General features: G+C 58.7%; 7 protein-coding genes. 1 reads left to right on the forward strand and 6 read right to left on the reverse strand.

The features are described 5' to 3' along the window. Positions 1-124: 124 nt before the first annotated feature. Entirely contained in the window at positions 125-1,441 is a 1,317-nt protein-coding gene (gene aceA / locus ACWF5H_RS11430) for an isocitrate lyase (protein ID WP_127514291.1), read from the reverse strand. 130 nt (positions 1,442-1,571) lie between these two features. Between aceA and ACWF5H_RS11435 the strand changes: the two genes are divergently transcribed. Further along, on the forward strand, positions 1,572-3,089 hold the full coding sequence (locus ACWF5H_RS11435) for a helix-turn-helix domain-containing protein (protein WP_452036931.1): 1,518 nt from the start codon (positions 1,572-1,574) through the stop codon (positions 3,087-3,089). A gap of 430 nt (positions 3,090-3,519) precedes the next feature. Here the strand turns inward: ACWF5H_RS11435 and ACWF5H_RS11440 are convergent, their stop codons facing one another. The 5 genes from ACWF5H_RS11440 to ACWF5H_RS11460 are packed head-to-tail and all read right to left on the reverse strand — an operon-like array spanning position 3,520 to position 16,189. After that, a complete protein-coding gene (locus tag ACWF5H_RS11440) occupies positions 3,520-5,166 on the reverse strand; it encodes an SIR2 family protein (RefSeq protein ID WP_452036933.1) in 1,647 nt (548 codons plus the stop codon). Between the two features lie 31 nt (positions 5,167-5,197). After that, entirely contained in the window at positions 5,198-6,457 is a 1,260-nt protein-coding gene (locus ACWF5H_RS11445) for an McrC family protein (protein ID WP_452036935.1), read from the reverse strand. Positions 6,458-6,462: 5 nt separating this feature from the next. Then, entirely contained in the window at positions 6,463-9,399 is a 2,937-nt protein-coding gene (locus ACWF5H_RS11450; protein ID WP_452036936.1) for an McrB family protein, read from the reverse strand. After that, the gene (locus ACWF5H_RS11455) at positions 9,396-13,436 is read right to left on the reverse strand and encodes an Eco57I restriction-modification methylase domain-containing protein (protein ID WP_452036938.1); all 4,041 of its coding nucleotides are present in this window, start codon (positions 13,434-13,436) and stop codon (positions 9,396-9,398) included. Before ACWF5H_RS11455 ends, ACWF5H_RS11450 begins: the two co-directional genes overlap by 4 nt. Further along, positions 13,433-16,189 (reverse strand): helicase-related protein, encoded by a 2,757-nt coding sequence (locus tag ACWF5H_RS11460; RefSeq protein WP_452036940.1) that lies wholly within the window; start codon positions 16,187-16,189, stop codon positions 13,433-13,435. Before ACWF5H_RS11460 ends, ACWF5H_RS11455 begins: the two co-directional genes overlap by 4 nt. Positions 16,190-16,263: the final 74 nt, after the last annotated feature.

Here is a 16,263-nt window from a genome sequence, read left to right on the forward strand (position 1 = left end):
GAGCCGATTGGGGATCCGGAAAGCGGCTAATAGATTCCGTAAGGCCGCCCGCGGCCGTCGGAATGTCGTGCCGCGGCGGACCCCCAATCGGCGAAGCCGAGCACCGCCGTCGTGATGTAGCTGGTTAGTGGAACTGGCCTTCTTCGGTGGAGCCCACCAGCGCCAGGGTGCTGCCGTTGGGGTTGAGGGCAGTGGAGATGGTGTCGAAGTAGCCGGTGCCCACTTCGCGCTGGTGCTTGGTTGCGGTGTAGCCGCGGTCTTCGGCGCCGAACTCGCGCTCCTGCAGTTCGACGTACGCGCTCATCCCGTCCCGGGCGTAGCCGTGGGCCAGATCGAACATCGAGTAGTTCAGGGCGTGGAAGCCGGCCAGGGTGATGAACTGGAAGGTGAAGCCCATCGCCCCGAGCTCGCGCTGGAACTTGGCGATGGTGGCATCGTCCAGGTGCTTCTTCCAGTTGAAGGACGGCGAGCAGTTGTAGGAGAGCATCTGGTCCGGGAACTCGGCCTTGACCGCCTCCGCGAACTTGCGGGCCAGCTCCAGGTCCGGGGTGCCGGTCTCCATCCAGATCAGGTCCGAGTACGGGGCGTAGGCCTTGGCCCGTGCGATGCACGGCTCAATCCCGTTGCGGACCTTGTAGAAGCCCTCCGGAGTGCGCTCGCCGGTGATGAACTCGCGGTCGCGCTCGTCCACGTCGGAGGTGATCAGCGTGGCCGCCTCGGCGTCGGTGCGGGCGATGATGACCGACGGGGTGCCCGCCACGTCGGCGGCCAGTCGGGCCGCGTTCAGCGTGCGGATGTGCTGCGCGGTGGGGATCAGCACCTTGCCGCCCAAATGGCCGCACTTCTTCTCCGAGGCCAGCTGGTCCTCCCAGTGCACGCCGGAGGCGCCGGAAGCGATCATGGACTTCATCAGCTCGTACGCGTTCAGCGGCCCGCCGAAGCCGGCCTCGGCGTCGGCCACAATCGGCACCAGCCAGTCCTCGACGGTCTGGATGCCCTCGGAGAACTCGATCTGGTCGGCCCGCAGCAGCGCGTTGTTGATCCGGCGGACCACCTGCGGCACCGAGTTCGCCGGGTACAGCGACTGGTCCGGGTAGGTGTGGCCGGAGAGGTTGGCGTCCGCGGCCACCTGCCAGCCGGAAAGGTAGATGGCGCGCAGCCCGGCCTTGACCTGCTGCACCGCCTGGTTTCCGGTCAGCGCGCCGAGCGCGTTGGTGTAGCGGCCCTCGGCGGCTTCCTCGGTCAGCTGCTTCCACAGCTTCTGTGCGCCGCGCTTGGCCAGCGTGTGCTCTTCCTGGACCCGGCCGCGGAGGCGGACGACATCCGCTGCGGTGTAGTCGCGAGTGATGCCCTCCCAGCGGGAATCGGCGGCCCACTCGAGCTCCAGTGCCTTGGCCGCTTCCTCAGCGTTCATCGGGGCCGGCTCAAATGATGCAGTCATTGCTGTTCTCCTTGATAGCGGGTCGTACTCGTCGCCGTCGGTGATCGAGCTTGTCGAGATCCGAACTTCTTCGTGAAATCGACTATTCCGTAGGTCACAACAGGTAATCCATAAAAAATGCTGGAAAGATTTGCACTTCTTCTCGTATCCTCAAGAAATGGCAACCACCAGCTGGAATCGACCCTCCAAGCACGACGACGGTGCCTCCGCAGAGCCCGAAGTCGACGTCATCAGCCTGGGCCGGCGGGTGCGGCACCTGCGGAAGGCCCAAGGCATGACCTTGGACGACCTCGGTGCCGCTGTCGGCGCCGCCCCGTCGCAGCTCTCGCTGATCGAAAACGGCAAGCGCGAGCCCAAGCTCGGCATGCTGCAGGCGCTCGGCAAGGCGCTGGGCGTGGGTATCGACCAGCTGCTCGGTGCCGAGCCGCCCAGCCGCCGTGCCGCGCTGGAAATCGAACTGGAACGCTACCAGCGCGGGCCGCTGTACGAGTCGCTCGGATTGCCGAAAGTCCGCGTCAGCTCACGGCTTTCCATGGACGTGCTGGAGTCGCTGGTCGGTCTGCAGCATGAGCTGGAACGCCGGCTGGACGAGCAGGCCGCCACCCCCGAAGAAGCACGCCGGGCCAACACCGAGCTGCGGGCGGAAATGCGCGCCCGGAACAACCACTATGAGGACATCGAGGCCCAGGCTCAGGAGCTGCTCAAGGCTGTTGGTTTCAGGGGCGGCCCGCTGTCCCACCACGTGGCCGCGGACATCGCCGAGCACCTCGGTTTCAGCCTGCAGTACGTCAGCGACCTACCGCATTCCACCCGGTCAGTGACCGATTTGAAGAACAGCAGAATTTACCTGACCCAGGGCCATCGGTCGGAACACGACCCGCGCTCGGTGCTGCTGCAGGCAGTCGGGCACTACGTCCTCGGGCACCAGACGCCGACCGACTACGCGGACTTCCTCCGCCAGCGCGTCTACACGAACTACTTCGCTGCCGCCCTGCTCATGCCCGAGCACGCCACGGTGGATTTCCTGCAGAAGGCCAAGGCGGCCAAGGAGTTGGCCATTGAGGACTTGCGCGATGCCTTCAGCGTTTCCTACGAAACCGCTGCCCACCGCTTTACCAACTTGGCCACGCACCACCTGGGCATCACGTGCCACTTCCAGAAGGTCCACGTCTCCGGGATCATTCACAAGGCCTACGAAAATGACGGTGTGAACTTCCCCGCGGATCACACCGGCGCCATCGAGGGCCAGCCGGTCTGCCGCAACTGGACCTCCCGTGCAGTCTTCGACGTGCCGGACAAGTTCCGCGCCTTCAATCAGTACACAGACACCAAGGCCGGAACATTCTGGTGCACCGCCATCACGGAACGGCACTCATCGGGGGAGTACTCGCTGAGCATCGGTATCCCCTATAAGGAAGTGAAGTGGTTCCGCGGCCGCGACACCCCTGAACGCTCCGTCTCCAACTGTCCGGACGAGTCCTGCTGCCGCCGCCCACCCGCCGACCTCGCCGCCCAATGGGCCGGCCACGCCTGGCCCAGCGCCCGGGCCAACTCCCATCTTCTAGCGGCCCTCCCGCCCGGGGCATTCCCCGGTGTAGACGAAACTGAGGTTTACCAGTTCCTGCAGATGCGGGCTGGGCAACGGTAGCTTCAAACGACTGGGCTGATCCTGACGACCCGGGTCAAGGGAGACGTTCGCGTGCTGTGATGGCGGAGCCGGTTAGGCTCTCAAACATGGGAATCGCTTACCGAGACGCGGCTAACGACCGGCCTAATCGACCTGTCCCATTCAGCCTGGGTGAGATACTGTTGTTCTACCAGAAGCTCCCGAGGTCCAGTACGTCAAGCATCGCTTGGAGGGGCATCATATGAAAGCGAAACGACAGTTGACCACATCAGTATCGAAAGATCGCGAACAGCGTCTCTCGGCTGCAAAGAAGGAGGCGTACCGTTTGAATGCCAATGAGCATAGAGACGGCGCAAGGATCTTCCTTCGGGGAATCACTGATGTTCAAAAGGGAATGCAAAACAAAAGTGCCGCGCGCTAACTGCGCCCCAGTGTTGATGACTAATTCCAGCTACTGAATCGAAAGTATCTTTCGCCCTTCTGCAATGAGGTAAGTGATAAGATCTTGTAGCTCAGCGGCCGGACAATTACTTAGTGAACTCGCTTTTTTTTGAGCTGACGAAGCGAGAGTTATAACCCCAACCGGAGCGTCTCCGCCTAATCTACCGCGCGGATGTATCTGGACGAATATAGGAATCGACAAGAAGGTCTGCCATCTCGACGCAGACTTTGTCAGTCCTAACTCGTCGATTGACAAGAGGACCGGCTTTCCGGAACGTAGCGCTCGCACTGAAGCATTGGTTGATCCGGGCGCTACGCGCTCACTGCGTAGGAAAGCGCGTTCAACTATCGGGCCCATACTGCTTGCCCAAAGTGTAATCGTCCGATCGTCAAGGTCGGCGTCTCGCCTAACCCACAGCTCCAGCCTAAATGATTCTGGATCTGACAATGCGGGAAGGAAAGTTCGTACTATTTCCAACCCATTTCGCATGATTCGATAATGACCTGAATAATCTGCTTTTTTCAGGTGTTTGCTCCACTCAGGCCACCAATAAGCCAGTCTTTGACCGTAACGAACACCCGTTGCCTTCTTGGCATAAGATCCCGGTCTATCGATCAGGCGATCATGAAAGAAGCAGATCGACGTCTCTTCACAGAATTGAGCGACCTGCCCGTAGGTCTCCGGATGCAGGATAGTGGTTCCTAAGTGCGCCCCCCGTTGGTCTATAATCTGTGTCAACTTACGCTGCGTCGCTGAATCGGAGTGTGAGGTTAGGTCATCAGACAGGGGGACCAAGGCGCATCGAAAGTTTTCATTGGATTTCGTAAGCGCGAGAGCACGGACCAGCGGCGGATCGGTCAGACTTGAACCCACCACCATAAGGCGATCTCCTGGCCTCGACAGCTGCGTTTTTAGCTCTTCCAGTACGGTCTCCGCAGTTTGGGCGTAGTCTCCCTCCGTCAGAACTATATGACCATTGATCCGACCATCTTCAGCAACTCGCCCATGGAGATAGGTTATTTCAATATTCTCAGTAACATTCCGAGCAGCATGTAGTTCTTGGGAAATGGCATCTTCACCAATCGACCTCCATTTTAGCCCCGGCCAGGCAGGCGAGAAGGTCGAGCCCTCCTCTGCGTCTGTTTCCTGCAAGAAAGAAATGAACTTCTCGAATGATTTTTCGATGTGCGTATCATAGTTTGTAGTTAATATTCTCACTGGAATCCCAGTCATGGCGACATATACGGCGAGTTGCGTGATATTGCCGACAATTGTTCCTTTATTCCATCGGTGCTTCTTATATAGGGCATTGGCAAGCTTGTTGGCTATAAAAGCATCTAAATCAATGTCGTCGAAACTTTTTTCAGATTTGATGTGTTCAATTACCATTGACGCAAAATGTTCCGGCGCGATCTCACCTGACCTATAAATCTGGTTGATTGCATCGTCTCTTCGAGTTTTTGCACTCGAGCCTCGCCGCCTCGGAGTACTATCTTCCTTTGCAATTTCAGCAATCAGTGCTTTCCAGCCCAAGCCTGTGTGTCCGATCGTTACGCCTGCGCCACAATATATGGTGAGTGAGCTGCCTGTAACAAGTTCAGCAAGCGCTCTACGAGTTTTTGCTTGGCTGAAGAACGGCATATCGGGTGCGACCATTCGACTCTTTCCAGGGGTTGCATGTTGTCTTCTATTTGAAACGAGGCGTGAGGTCATGTGTGTCGATTAGCGTTGATTCTGGAATTTCCATGGCCCGGCCATAAGCTATCGCCACAGTTGCTTCGATTCGTTTCAAAATGATGGATGGGGCAGCCGACAGATCTAGTGACAATTCTCGTGTAGTGATGGATGTCCCATGCACCCTTCGGGCGACAGTGGGTCCTTTGCCTGCATAGATAAGCCAAGCATCATTACGGATTAGAGCTGTGGCATAGGCGAGCATCTGGTAGTGGTCTGCGTTCGGATATTGGCCGCTGCTTGAAGCTGCCTTATATTTTGCGTCGAAGATCAATGTGGGGATGGCACCAATCTCATGCACGACGTCCGGTCTCATCACGAGGCGCTTGCGGCCGTCGGATCGTTTCTCATCTAGGTGTGTCTTGTACTGCGCTAGCGTCCGCCCTGGGTACTTTCGGAGGGCTTCGGTCAGCGCTGTTGTAGCGAAATCTTCGAATACTTTGGCCATGTCCACGATAAACGAAGCGACATGTAGATGACCGGGCCGCGCTTCTGCCACTGTGTTCTGCAGGATGACCTCCGCGATCCGGAGGGCCGGCGTGTAGGCAGAGTTCAGCCGGCTGGGCGTCCAGAATGGAAGGCGTAGGCCGCGCACAAGAAGCGTGGCATCCAGTAGTCTTCGGTCAAGATGCAGGAGTCGCCGGCGCACGTCCTGGTTTAGATGCTGAATACTGAGCATTCGTCGAACAGCTGACCGAAGAATCCGGTTCTCCGGGATATCCACCGTGTATTCGTCGTGTGTCACCTCAACGGGAAACATTATGCCTGGTCGCCGTGCCACCTGGTCGGAAATTCGGATTCGACCTCGGACGGTCCGTATCGTCTCATCCCGAGAAATGTAGCCTTGCAGCACGCCGCGCTCGGTTGCCCTCTCCCCAAGACGTGCGAGCGTCTCTCCGAGAGCAGCCCACAGGTCTGTTGACTGCTCAGCTTCTACGTTCTCCGGCCGGAAGCCGGGATCTTTGGCGTAGCTGAGAAGGAACAGGATCTGGCTAATGCCGACTTTGTCCTTGGGCTTCACCTCCACCAAGAGCTTGCCGATCTGAGCGGCTCCGACCTTGCCGTTGGGCAGGAGCTTCCACATCCCAGGACCCGCCCAGCGACTCGTCACCAGCCCGGTCCGCTCGAGGGCGGAGCGGGCGTCGTCGTCGATCTCGAATGCCACCGAATCGACCGCCAGTTCATCTAGAACGACGTGCTCAGTCGGAACCATTACCATCAGTCTTCGTCCACGGCAGCCGGTGTCGACAGCTCGTCGAGTGTGCGCCCCATCCCGGCGAGGAGCCCATCCAGACCGAAGCGTTCATGCACCTCGTCCCGATCCATCTCGCCGAAGTGATACTCCTCCAACAATGGCAGCAACTCGTACTTCCACACCCGTCGCAACCCCGCGGCGTTGTAAGCGTCCTCCTTCATGAAGTAGGAGGGCCCCACCGCGAGGTCACGTTTATCCGTTCCCAGCTCTCCATTCAGTGCATCAAGCAGATCGGCGGCTAGGGGAGGCAGTTCCCTGGACTCCAAGAACCGGCTGAGGAGTCCTGCGATCATCCCTTGTTGAGGATGCAGTTCTACGAACGCGAACCGCCGGCGGATGGCGGCATCGACCATCGCAATGGATCTGTCTGCTGTGTTCATGGTGCCGATGATGAACAAGTTTGGCGGCAGTGTGAATTCCTCGTTCGGACTGTATTGCAGCCGGATGCTGTCCTTCCGGTACTCCAGCAGAAAATACAATTCCCCGAATACTTTGGCGAGGTTGCCGCGGTTCATCTCGTCAATGATGAGGAAGAACGGCATGGACTCATTTCCGGGCCGTGAGGCTTCTGTGGCGAGCCGCCGGAGAGGTCCATGCTGTAGTTCGAATCCCACCTGGCCGCCTGCCGGAGCGCTGGGCCGGTAACCCTCGAAGAAGTCCTCATACGAGTACGAGGGGTGGAACTGCACAATTTGAACACGGTCGGCATGTTCTGTTCCTGCAAGATAGCGCGCCAGTTCCTTGCCGATGTAGGTCTTTCCCGTACCTGGGGGACCGTAGAGCACAATCTGCCGGCGACTCCTCAGCAGATCGATCATTTCCTCCAGGTCATCGCGGGCCACATTCAGTTCCGTGGCCAGCTCATCGCTGGCGGTCTTGAGTTGAGGTACGACGACGGCGCGGGGTTTGGGCGGCTGCGTCACCGCGGTGCCTTCGCCGGATGAGGGAGGCCGTTGGATCCATGTCTTGATTGCGAGCAAAGCATCGGAAACGTCAACGATGGTGCCGGCCTCTTTGACAAGGCGGGGCAGCGGCTCCGGAAGGTCGGCGTTGGCCACAGGGTCCTTATGCCAGTCAACCGTCCGACAGAGTTTGGGGCCTGAGAAACCGGCGGAGTAAGTGCCACCCGCGACTGTACCGACGAGTATGACTTCTTCCCAAGGGGTGATGATAAGGTCGCCGTCGTTCATTTGGCTAGCGAAGCGGTGCAGTTCCCGGGCTTTATCCTTCTGGTCCGCGTAGGCGATGTGCCCATAAACGTGCTTGACCGCCTCGAAGACCTCCTCAAAAGCCAGTTCCGCAATGTCGTCAAGGCCAAGTGACTGCGCGGGGAGAGTAACGATGCCTTCCGCTGTCCAGGTCTCCGCCATGGAATAACCTGCTTGGGACTGCCGGACCAGCCAGGCGCGGCGCTTTGTGCCATCAAACGTCGTCCATTGAGACTTGTAGGGTTCTTCATACCACTCTGCGTAGTAGCCAACTTCAGCGTTATGGATTTGGCGGATGTCATGCAGGTCCTGAGCGATGTCGGTTTCGGTATTGCCCCGAGGCGCTCCTAGGAGGTGGGCGAAAGCGTCGCGGATCTTCTGTCGGTCCTCTTTGGTGACCACCGGCTGCAAATAGTTCGGCCAGACCAGATAGTCGATTGTGTAGCGTATCGCCGGGACATCATCCGGAACAGAGGTGGTGAGTTCCATCCACTGCCACGGGTTTGAGAGAGCAGCATCGAGCTCTTCCTGAGGTACGTTTCGAACGATCTTGACGAAGCGTGAAAGCCACCCTACGTGGGCAGGAATGTGCATGTTAAACCCTCGGCCGCCCTTGAACGAGCCGGGCGATTTTAAGGCTTGCGTCAGGTCTGTCGGTAGATGGGCAGGACCATCTGGCGCCCAGCCAAGCACTGCGTTGACACGCTCGGCTTTCTTAGTCGAACCGATGTCCATAAGGGCCACGCACTGCAGGTACGTCAGTTCGGCGGCGAGCAGATAAGTATCATTTGGCATGCCCTCGAGCTGTGCCTGCAATCTGTCGAGGTAGGTGCCGCTGCCTGGATCTTGACTCTCACGCGCGCGGATCAGGCTATCGGCCGTGGCATTGGTCCAAGTTAGTGTGTCACCATCGATGGGAGATGTTCCGCTTACTAACGCAGGGCCAAGGATCTTCCATGCTGCTGCTTCTGTTTCAGGAGATTTTCCTGCGCCTCGGACATACGTGTCTGACACTGGAAGCACTCTTTCTCCGCGCCACTCGCGGAAGGCACTGGCCACTTCGGCGGGCCACGAGTCATCTGGATCGGCACTCATAAGGGTCCACAGCAGCCCCTGAGCATCAAGACGGTCAGCTATCGGCAGGCCTGCAGTCTGCGCTTGTTCCATAATGGCGTCAAGAACGTCAAGCAGCTGCCTATAGCGCTCACTCGGGCGCGCGCTGGTTCCGAGAGGCTGGATGCCGGCCAGCTTCATGAACTCGCCTGTTTTTCTGGCCCTGAAAGGAGGGTAGGAGTTGGGGCCGAGCGCCATGAGGAGTAGCGACCCGAAGCCTATCGCGCCACCAGAAGAGAGCCGCGCGGGGTTCAGTTCGCGGAGGTGACGCTCGAGCCGATCAAGTCTTTCTGGGGACGGGGAATCACGCCAAAACTCCAAGACTGCGTCGCTTAGTTTTTCCGGGTACTCACGCGCAGCCTTGACAAGGGACATCATAAAGTACTGATTCACTAGGTTCGTTCGGCTTATCTCCCGGCGCAAAGTCTCGAACCATTGCTGCTGTCCGTGGAGGAGCTGATCTCGCGCCCGAAGCAACCCCTCGGCCAACGCGACTTTATCATTGCGCTCTTCCTCGTTCAGATCGATCTGCTTCGAGAAGTAGCGAGCGAAATCAATGACCCGATCCCAAGCATTCATATCCCGACCCCCGACTGAGAATGCCGTGGACCTTCTCCAGGCGGAGGAAAGAGGGCAGTTCGGTACGGTTGACCTGTTTCGATGGCCCGTCCGACCTCATCGAAGCAGTGCATGATATGCGAGTCCCAATCGTCGAAATCTCCCGCAGACCAAAATGAGCCTCCTATGTCCTCAAGGATAACTAGAGCAGAATTTCGGTCGAGCTCATGAAGGTGCATTAGGGCTGCCTCAATTTCTGCGCGCAGCAGAAACCGGCGATTAGGATCAAATACAAAGGGGGGGAGGACATCTCCCAGTGCCAGTGCGAAGTCAGACATCAGAGTGTTTGTATATGACAGCTCTATTATGCGAGGAGTAAGCCATTCTCGACATGTCAGCGTTTTGTTCCACGGAGCGGGCGAATCAATCATTTCTGGAGGAAGAATAGGGAGCTGCTTGACGTGGAAAAAGTTGACGTTGGCTCCACCAATCTTGCGCTTAGCGGCGTAGGCAAAAGTTGCGGATGAGGTTAACGCCTGCAAAATTGCGGCGTCACCGGCGGTCCGCGTGGACATGACCTGAGCGCTGTTACCAGCCGGACGGAAAGGAATGTTGGTCCCAACGAAGCTGTAGGTATCAGTGGATCGGGCAACATTGCGGAAAACAAAAAGTGATCCATTATTAGTGTGCGGCCACTTTTTCGCAAATGCGGAACGAGGTACCCATGTCTTCGGCATTGGTGCGTAGCGGAAGTCGCGGAGTTGGTGCAACTCAGTTCTTTCAAAATCGCCGTTTCGCACTCCTGAAGCAAAACGGTTATTGTACAAATGAATCATTGCCCCTTGATAGAGCGGTAGCATGCTTTCCCCACCAGTAACACTTTGGGGCGGATTATATATGTCTCCGTGGAGAGTCCAGCCTTCTCCATCCAAATCCTCTTGTGTTCTGAATAAGTGTGAGTCGGAAGAAATGTCAAACATGCGATGCAGAGATACGCCCCAAGGGTTATTCGCTCTGTGTGGAGCTTCATTGATTAGAGGCACGCACGCTCTGTATATGGCGGCTGTTATTTCAGCTTCAGTTCCGTTCCTGAAAATCGGCAATGTGTTTGTGTTCGGGTTGAGGCTTAAGATTATGTCGGCGGGGAGGTCGACGGTGGAACTTCCAATTTGCGATGGTTCCTTTAGGAAAAAGGAGAATTCCGTTCGCTCACTGTTTTGCCTCTCTCCGAGTACGGTAAGCAGGCTGAACTTATAGCTGCGATGAACGTTTGTGAACAAGGGCTTAGAGTTTTCAAAGTCATGGAGCGCAGCTAGTGATCTTGCTTCTACAAGTGAAGCGAAAAAGCGCTTGGTCGTGTCGTCCGTTGCTATCCCGGTGGGAATGATTACGCCGAAGCGTCCGCTCGAAGAGGTCAGCTGACGAAAACGCTCGGCGAACACAGAATAGGTGTTTATTTCGCCGATCCCGCAAAGGGGGTATGCGGAACTTTTATGCAAAAATTTACTGAGTTGATCCCGTGCCCGCTTTTCCCGTTTATACTCATTGTAGAGAATGGGATCGTTCAATGCCAGTGCATTGATAAGTTCTGCACGCTTGGATTTGTTTCCAGTTTCCGCAACTTCGGGCATCCGTGATCTGAAAAAGTTCTTTTCCTCGAGTTTTATCTTGCCCCAAGGAGGATTGCCTAACATGCAAGTGAATCCATCTTTTGGCGGCGGGTTGTGGGATTCTGCTGCATCGTTAGTTGGCATGAATATCTCAGGGAATTCTAAATGCCAGTGGAAAAATCGAAAGTCTTGCTTTAGGCTGTTGACTTCATCTATGGTGTTTTGAAGTGATTTGTCTGTGTGTCCGTCTTTGATGCGCCTGAAGACTCCATTAGTGGGCGGTGGAGCATCGCTGCTCCGTTCTAAGTGCCAAGCAAAACTTGCACACCAAGTATCAGCCGTCCGCCGGAGGTCCTCCACCAAGCGCGACTCATTGAATTTTGCATAGTCGACCGCTCGCGATCGAGCCTCTTGAACGGAGGTTACAGGGGAGTTAAGTCGGAGGCGGTCCTTGACCAGATCTTGAAAAACATTGTCTGAATCAAACTCCAGAGGGGTCATCCCAGCAGGAGAAATGTACTTTCCGACAGATGCCTTTTTGCTCTGTCGATTCGCTTTCTTTACGTCAGTAGAATATTTCCTGTCATCCCCTTCAACGGGGTCGAAGGCTTCGTCCGGGATTCCACTATCAAGGAGCGCCGGTGTCGAACCGAAGAGACTATTTCCTATCTTGATTCGACTGTCCAGAAAGTTGAGTGGTTTGCCAGGCTCGACAGCTTCTAGCCATAGCGAGACCTTCGTGAGTTCGGCGGCTAGATCATTCATATCCACGCCATAAATGCATCGATCTACAACGTCGTGGAGTGCATGATGGATGTTTTCAGGAGTGGGTTCATCCTCGCCAGCCCGAACCTCGGCCAGTCGGCGTGCAATGCGGCGTGCGGCGGCCACGAGAAATCCACCAGATCCAGAAGCCGGGTCGCATACGGTGAGGGCCAGGAGTCGACGCTCCGCGTCTTGTGAATCCGCTGCCTTCTCTAGTGCTTCGTCGAGTATCGGCTCGAGCGCGGTGTCGAGAAGGGCGGAGACCAGGCCCGGCGGCGTGTAGTAGGAGCCTGTGACCTTACGCTCGTTGCCGGCGACATTCTCAAGCTCGAAGGTCTTTGACTCCAAGTCCACCCGCGGAATGAGTTCCAACAAGGATTCGTACACGGAGCCCAGTTCTTCCGCTCCCAGATGGCGGTAGTCAACGGCCTCGACTCGGAAGGAAGCGTTTTTGACCCAGGCAAGCGAGCGCACAGTGCGTAGCAGGTCCTGGTTCGCCAGTTCGCAATCCATAACAAGGTCTTTACCCGGCTGTCCGGCTGCGAGCTTTGCCCGCGGATCCGGGTCGAACAGTCCACCTAGTGCGGGCAGCCCAAGGGCGTCCAAACCGTTCCCACCCAGCGACTGGAGCACCAGTTTCTGGCTCCGCCAGAGATCATCGTGGGGGCCGCCATCGTGCTTACGGGAGAGCTTCCGAAGGCGACGGGTGGAGAAAAAGTCGGAGTACCGCCGTCGTACTTCCTGCGGAGCACCGGGGGTGTGCAGCGCACCGCGGTCCTCCACCACGAAGCAGAAGAGCAGCCGGTAGGCGGTGCGTAGCAGTGCCTTGTGATAGTCGTGCCGCGTCAGCTCCTCGGAATGCAGCGCTTCAATTAACCAAGCGTTGTTTGGGTGCCGCAGCAACCCGGTGCCCAGCTGCTCAAGAGCTTGCTGCACTCCTTCGCCCAGCCGTTCAAGAGCCCGGCTGCCCGACTCCACGGCTTCTGATCGCCAGGATTCGAGCCAGCAGCTGGCGGGACCGGCTTGCTCGTTCTTGGCCGCAAGGCGCGACTGGTGGCAGAGCTGCCAGAACAGCTGGAACTCCGGATAAAGCTCCGAGGTGAAGATTGTTTCGAGGTCAAACTCGACATAGGCAGAACCGGCCAGCGCAGTGGAATCGCGCAGGATGCGCAGCTTCAAGCCGTTGCTGAGGATGCCCCAGAGATATTCCGTGCGGTGGTTGAGGAACTCCTGCAACATTTTTTGCGGAGCCTTCACCGCGCCTTCGATGCCCGGGTTGCGCCTGTCCAGTTCCACGCGGGGGCCGAGCAGGTGGATCGGCACGTTGTCCCAGAGGTGTGACACCGGAAAGCTTTCCCGGTCCGGGATGGCGGTGCCGGCGCGGGCGACCTGGCCGTAGCCGAGCTCGCGGAGCAGGATGAGCAGCCAGCGCTGGCGGGCATCGCCGGTTCCGGCGCCTGTCCCGCCCTGCTTCCGGTCCGCTTCCTGCCAGTCCTGCCAGACATCCTTGAGATAGGCCCAGGACCGGGATGCGGCGTCACTGATCGTTTCCCTGCCGGCGAGGAAATACGACGACGGCGCGAGGCCGCCTTTGTCCTGGAGGTTGCCCGATTGGATTCGGCCGAGCAGCGACGGGGGTAGGACTCCGCCGACGACTGTAATTGCCTGGAATGCGCCGCTCACTGCTGTCCTCCTGCGGGGGCGTAGATGTAGACGCCGAGGATGTCGGCGGGGAGGTTGGGTTCGACGGCGAGTCCGCGGATGCCGAGCTTGCCGGCTTTAGAGTCGCCGCGGGCGGCGAGGCGCACTTCCGTGTGGTCCGCCTGGATCTGTTCGGCAACCTGCTGGGCTTGCGCGGCTAAGCCGGCTTCGAGCAGGGGGATGCCGCGCAGGATGTTGGAGCACATGTTCGCTGCTATCTGGGGGCTGACATTCGCGGACGGCTTAGAGGCGAGCAGTCCAGCTACTTCTTGAGCGGAGAGCCAATCAGGCTGCTGGGGAGTGCCCCGGAAAGCGACGATGCGCGCGTCTTCAGCCAGGTCGTTGTGGCCGCCGAGCCGAGACGGCAGGACGAGCTTGGTCCGGAACCGGACGAGGAGTGCGACCGTCAGTTTCGACACCGACGAGGTGGCAATGTAGCCGCAGCGAGCGGCCGGGCGTTGCTTGCCATCCAGCTTCGCGTCGAGCGCGGAGTTCAGCACGTATTGGGCGAGGCCGGCGACGGCAGGATCAGTCCTGTTGAGCACATGGGCTCCGGGTGGAGCCGGATGGTCGGCGACGAATTGGATATCGGTGGGCTGGTTGAAGAGCGCGCGGACACCCGGTGCCGCGCTGACGATGTTCGCCGTGAAACCTGCCGCCGTGGGTGTGAGGTGGGCACCGGTTTCCTCCAATGCCTGGCGAACGAATCGCTCCACGTCTTCGGGTGCCCCAAGGCTTTTCCTGGCTGCGTCCATGGCTGTCCTGACGCGGTCAGGGTGCACGGCGCCTTGGGCATATCGGGTGCGGCTAGTCCTCTCGTTTTCTGCGCTGGAACGCCATTCCTCGTCGAGTTTGGCTGCTTCCGGAGTGAGACCCAGATCCAGTTCCAGCTGGTCGCTGTCCTGGCCGCGCATAAGGACGCCCTCGAGCAGGGCGGCAAGGACCTGGTCGCTTTGAGGGGGCACGGGCACGCTTACGCCAAGGTCCTTGCGGATGCGTTCATGCTTGCGGAGGAGTACTTCGAGGACGATGCCGTCAATGCCGTTGTCCTCGCCGTACATCAGCAGGGCCCGGACGGTATCCTTGACCTGGCCGAACCGGTCCACACGGCCCTCGCGCTGTTCATGGCGTGTGGGGTTCCACGCCAGATCGTAGTGGACGACCGCTTGGAAGCCGTCCTGCAAATTGACGCCTTCCGAGAGGCAATCGGTCGCGACCAAGACCTTATGTCCTCCCGCTGCCGCTTCAATCAGCTGGTCGACCCGTACGGACCGCTCCTCAGATGGGAGTTCACCAGTGACTATAGAGACCTCGACCCGCTTCAATTCCTGCCGTAGGTACTCGGTCACATAATGGGCCGTCGGGATGAACCGGCAAAAGACGATGGGATGGAAGCCATCCTTCAGGAGAGCCCGGACATGTTTGACCAACCCTTGGAGCTTGGCATCGCTGGCCGGCCTGGCCTTCAGCTCCATCGCCTGCCGGGCAAGGCTGTTGAGTAGTTTTTTGGTACTGGAGCTGTTGATGTCTTCCTCGGTGAATCCCGCCGGAGCGACGTCGATGCCCTCGGTGCCGTCGTCTTCCACCTGGTCCATGACGGTTGCCATGCCTCGGTTCTCGATCGAGGTGAGCGCCTCCTCGTCCTTCAACGCTGCACGGGTAGTGAGCGTGGCCGCCGCGGCTGCCGGAGAGGACGCGATGGAGCGCAGCAGGGACAAAGCGGACCACCAGCGCACGCGCTGCTCTAGCTTGGTGCCGGACTTGTCCTGCACACGGCCGCGGACATAGGCGAGAACACTGTCAAATAGTTCGCGGTGTTCCAACGACAGCTTGTAGGACCGTTCGCTGGTTTCCCTGTCCGAGGGGAACTTGGTGTCCTCGTCCAGGAAGCGGCGAATGTCTGCACGCCGACGTTGCACCATGTGGTCCGCCAGCATACGTCGGCCTTCCTCTGTGCCCAACGGAGCCGTTTTCAACTCCGGCCGGAGCAGTCCGATCAGGTTACGGAAGGCAGAATCGTTTCCCGAATGGGGTGTGGCCGTTACCAGCACCAGATGGCGATCGACGTCATGGGCCAGCGCGCGTACAAGTTGGTAGCGCTGCGTGCGTCCGCTGCCGCCACGGCCTGAGTCGTCCGCTGTGACACCGTGGGCCTCATCGATGATGACGAGGTCCGGAGCATGCTGCAGGAAGTTGTCGCGGCGTGAGGCGTTCTTGATGAAGTCAGTGGAGACGATGGTGGCGTCGAAGTACTCAAACACTGAGCGGCCGTAGCCTGCCTCGGCTTCGAGCTTGCGGATAGTGCCGGGCAGCACCAATGCGGCGTGGATACCGAACTTTTCCTCGAGTTCGCGGCGCCACTGCTCGGCAAGGCTCGGGGGGCAAAGGATCGACAGCTTGCGGGCGCTTCCTTGGGCCAGCATTTCTGCCGCAACAAGGCCGGCCTCGACGGTTTTTCCGATACCGACGTCGTCGGCGATTAGGAGCCGCACGACTTCATGGCGCAAGGCCAGCAGGAGCGGGACCAGCTGGTATGAGCGCGGGGTGACACTCAGACCTGCCAGCGAGCGGAACGGCCCGCCGCTGGAACGGAAACCGATGCGGAGGGCATCGCGAAGCAGGCGGGCACTGCGGTCATCACCCAGGTCCGTTGGGGAAGGCAGTCCAAACCGTGCCGGTTCAACGTCCTCGATTCCGCGCAGGACCCCGGCTTTTTCCTCGTCGGTACCGCCCAAGGGACGCAAAACGAGTACGGCCTCATCCGACTCAGGAAGGACGACCCATTCACGACCCCGAGCCCTAACGAGCG

The sequence above is a fragment of the Arthrobacter sp. NPDC055138 genome, assembly GCF_053607305.1.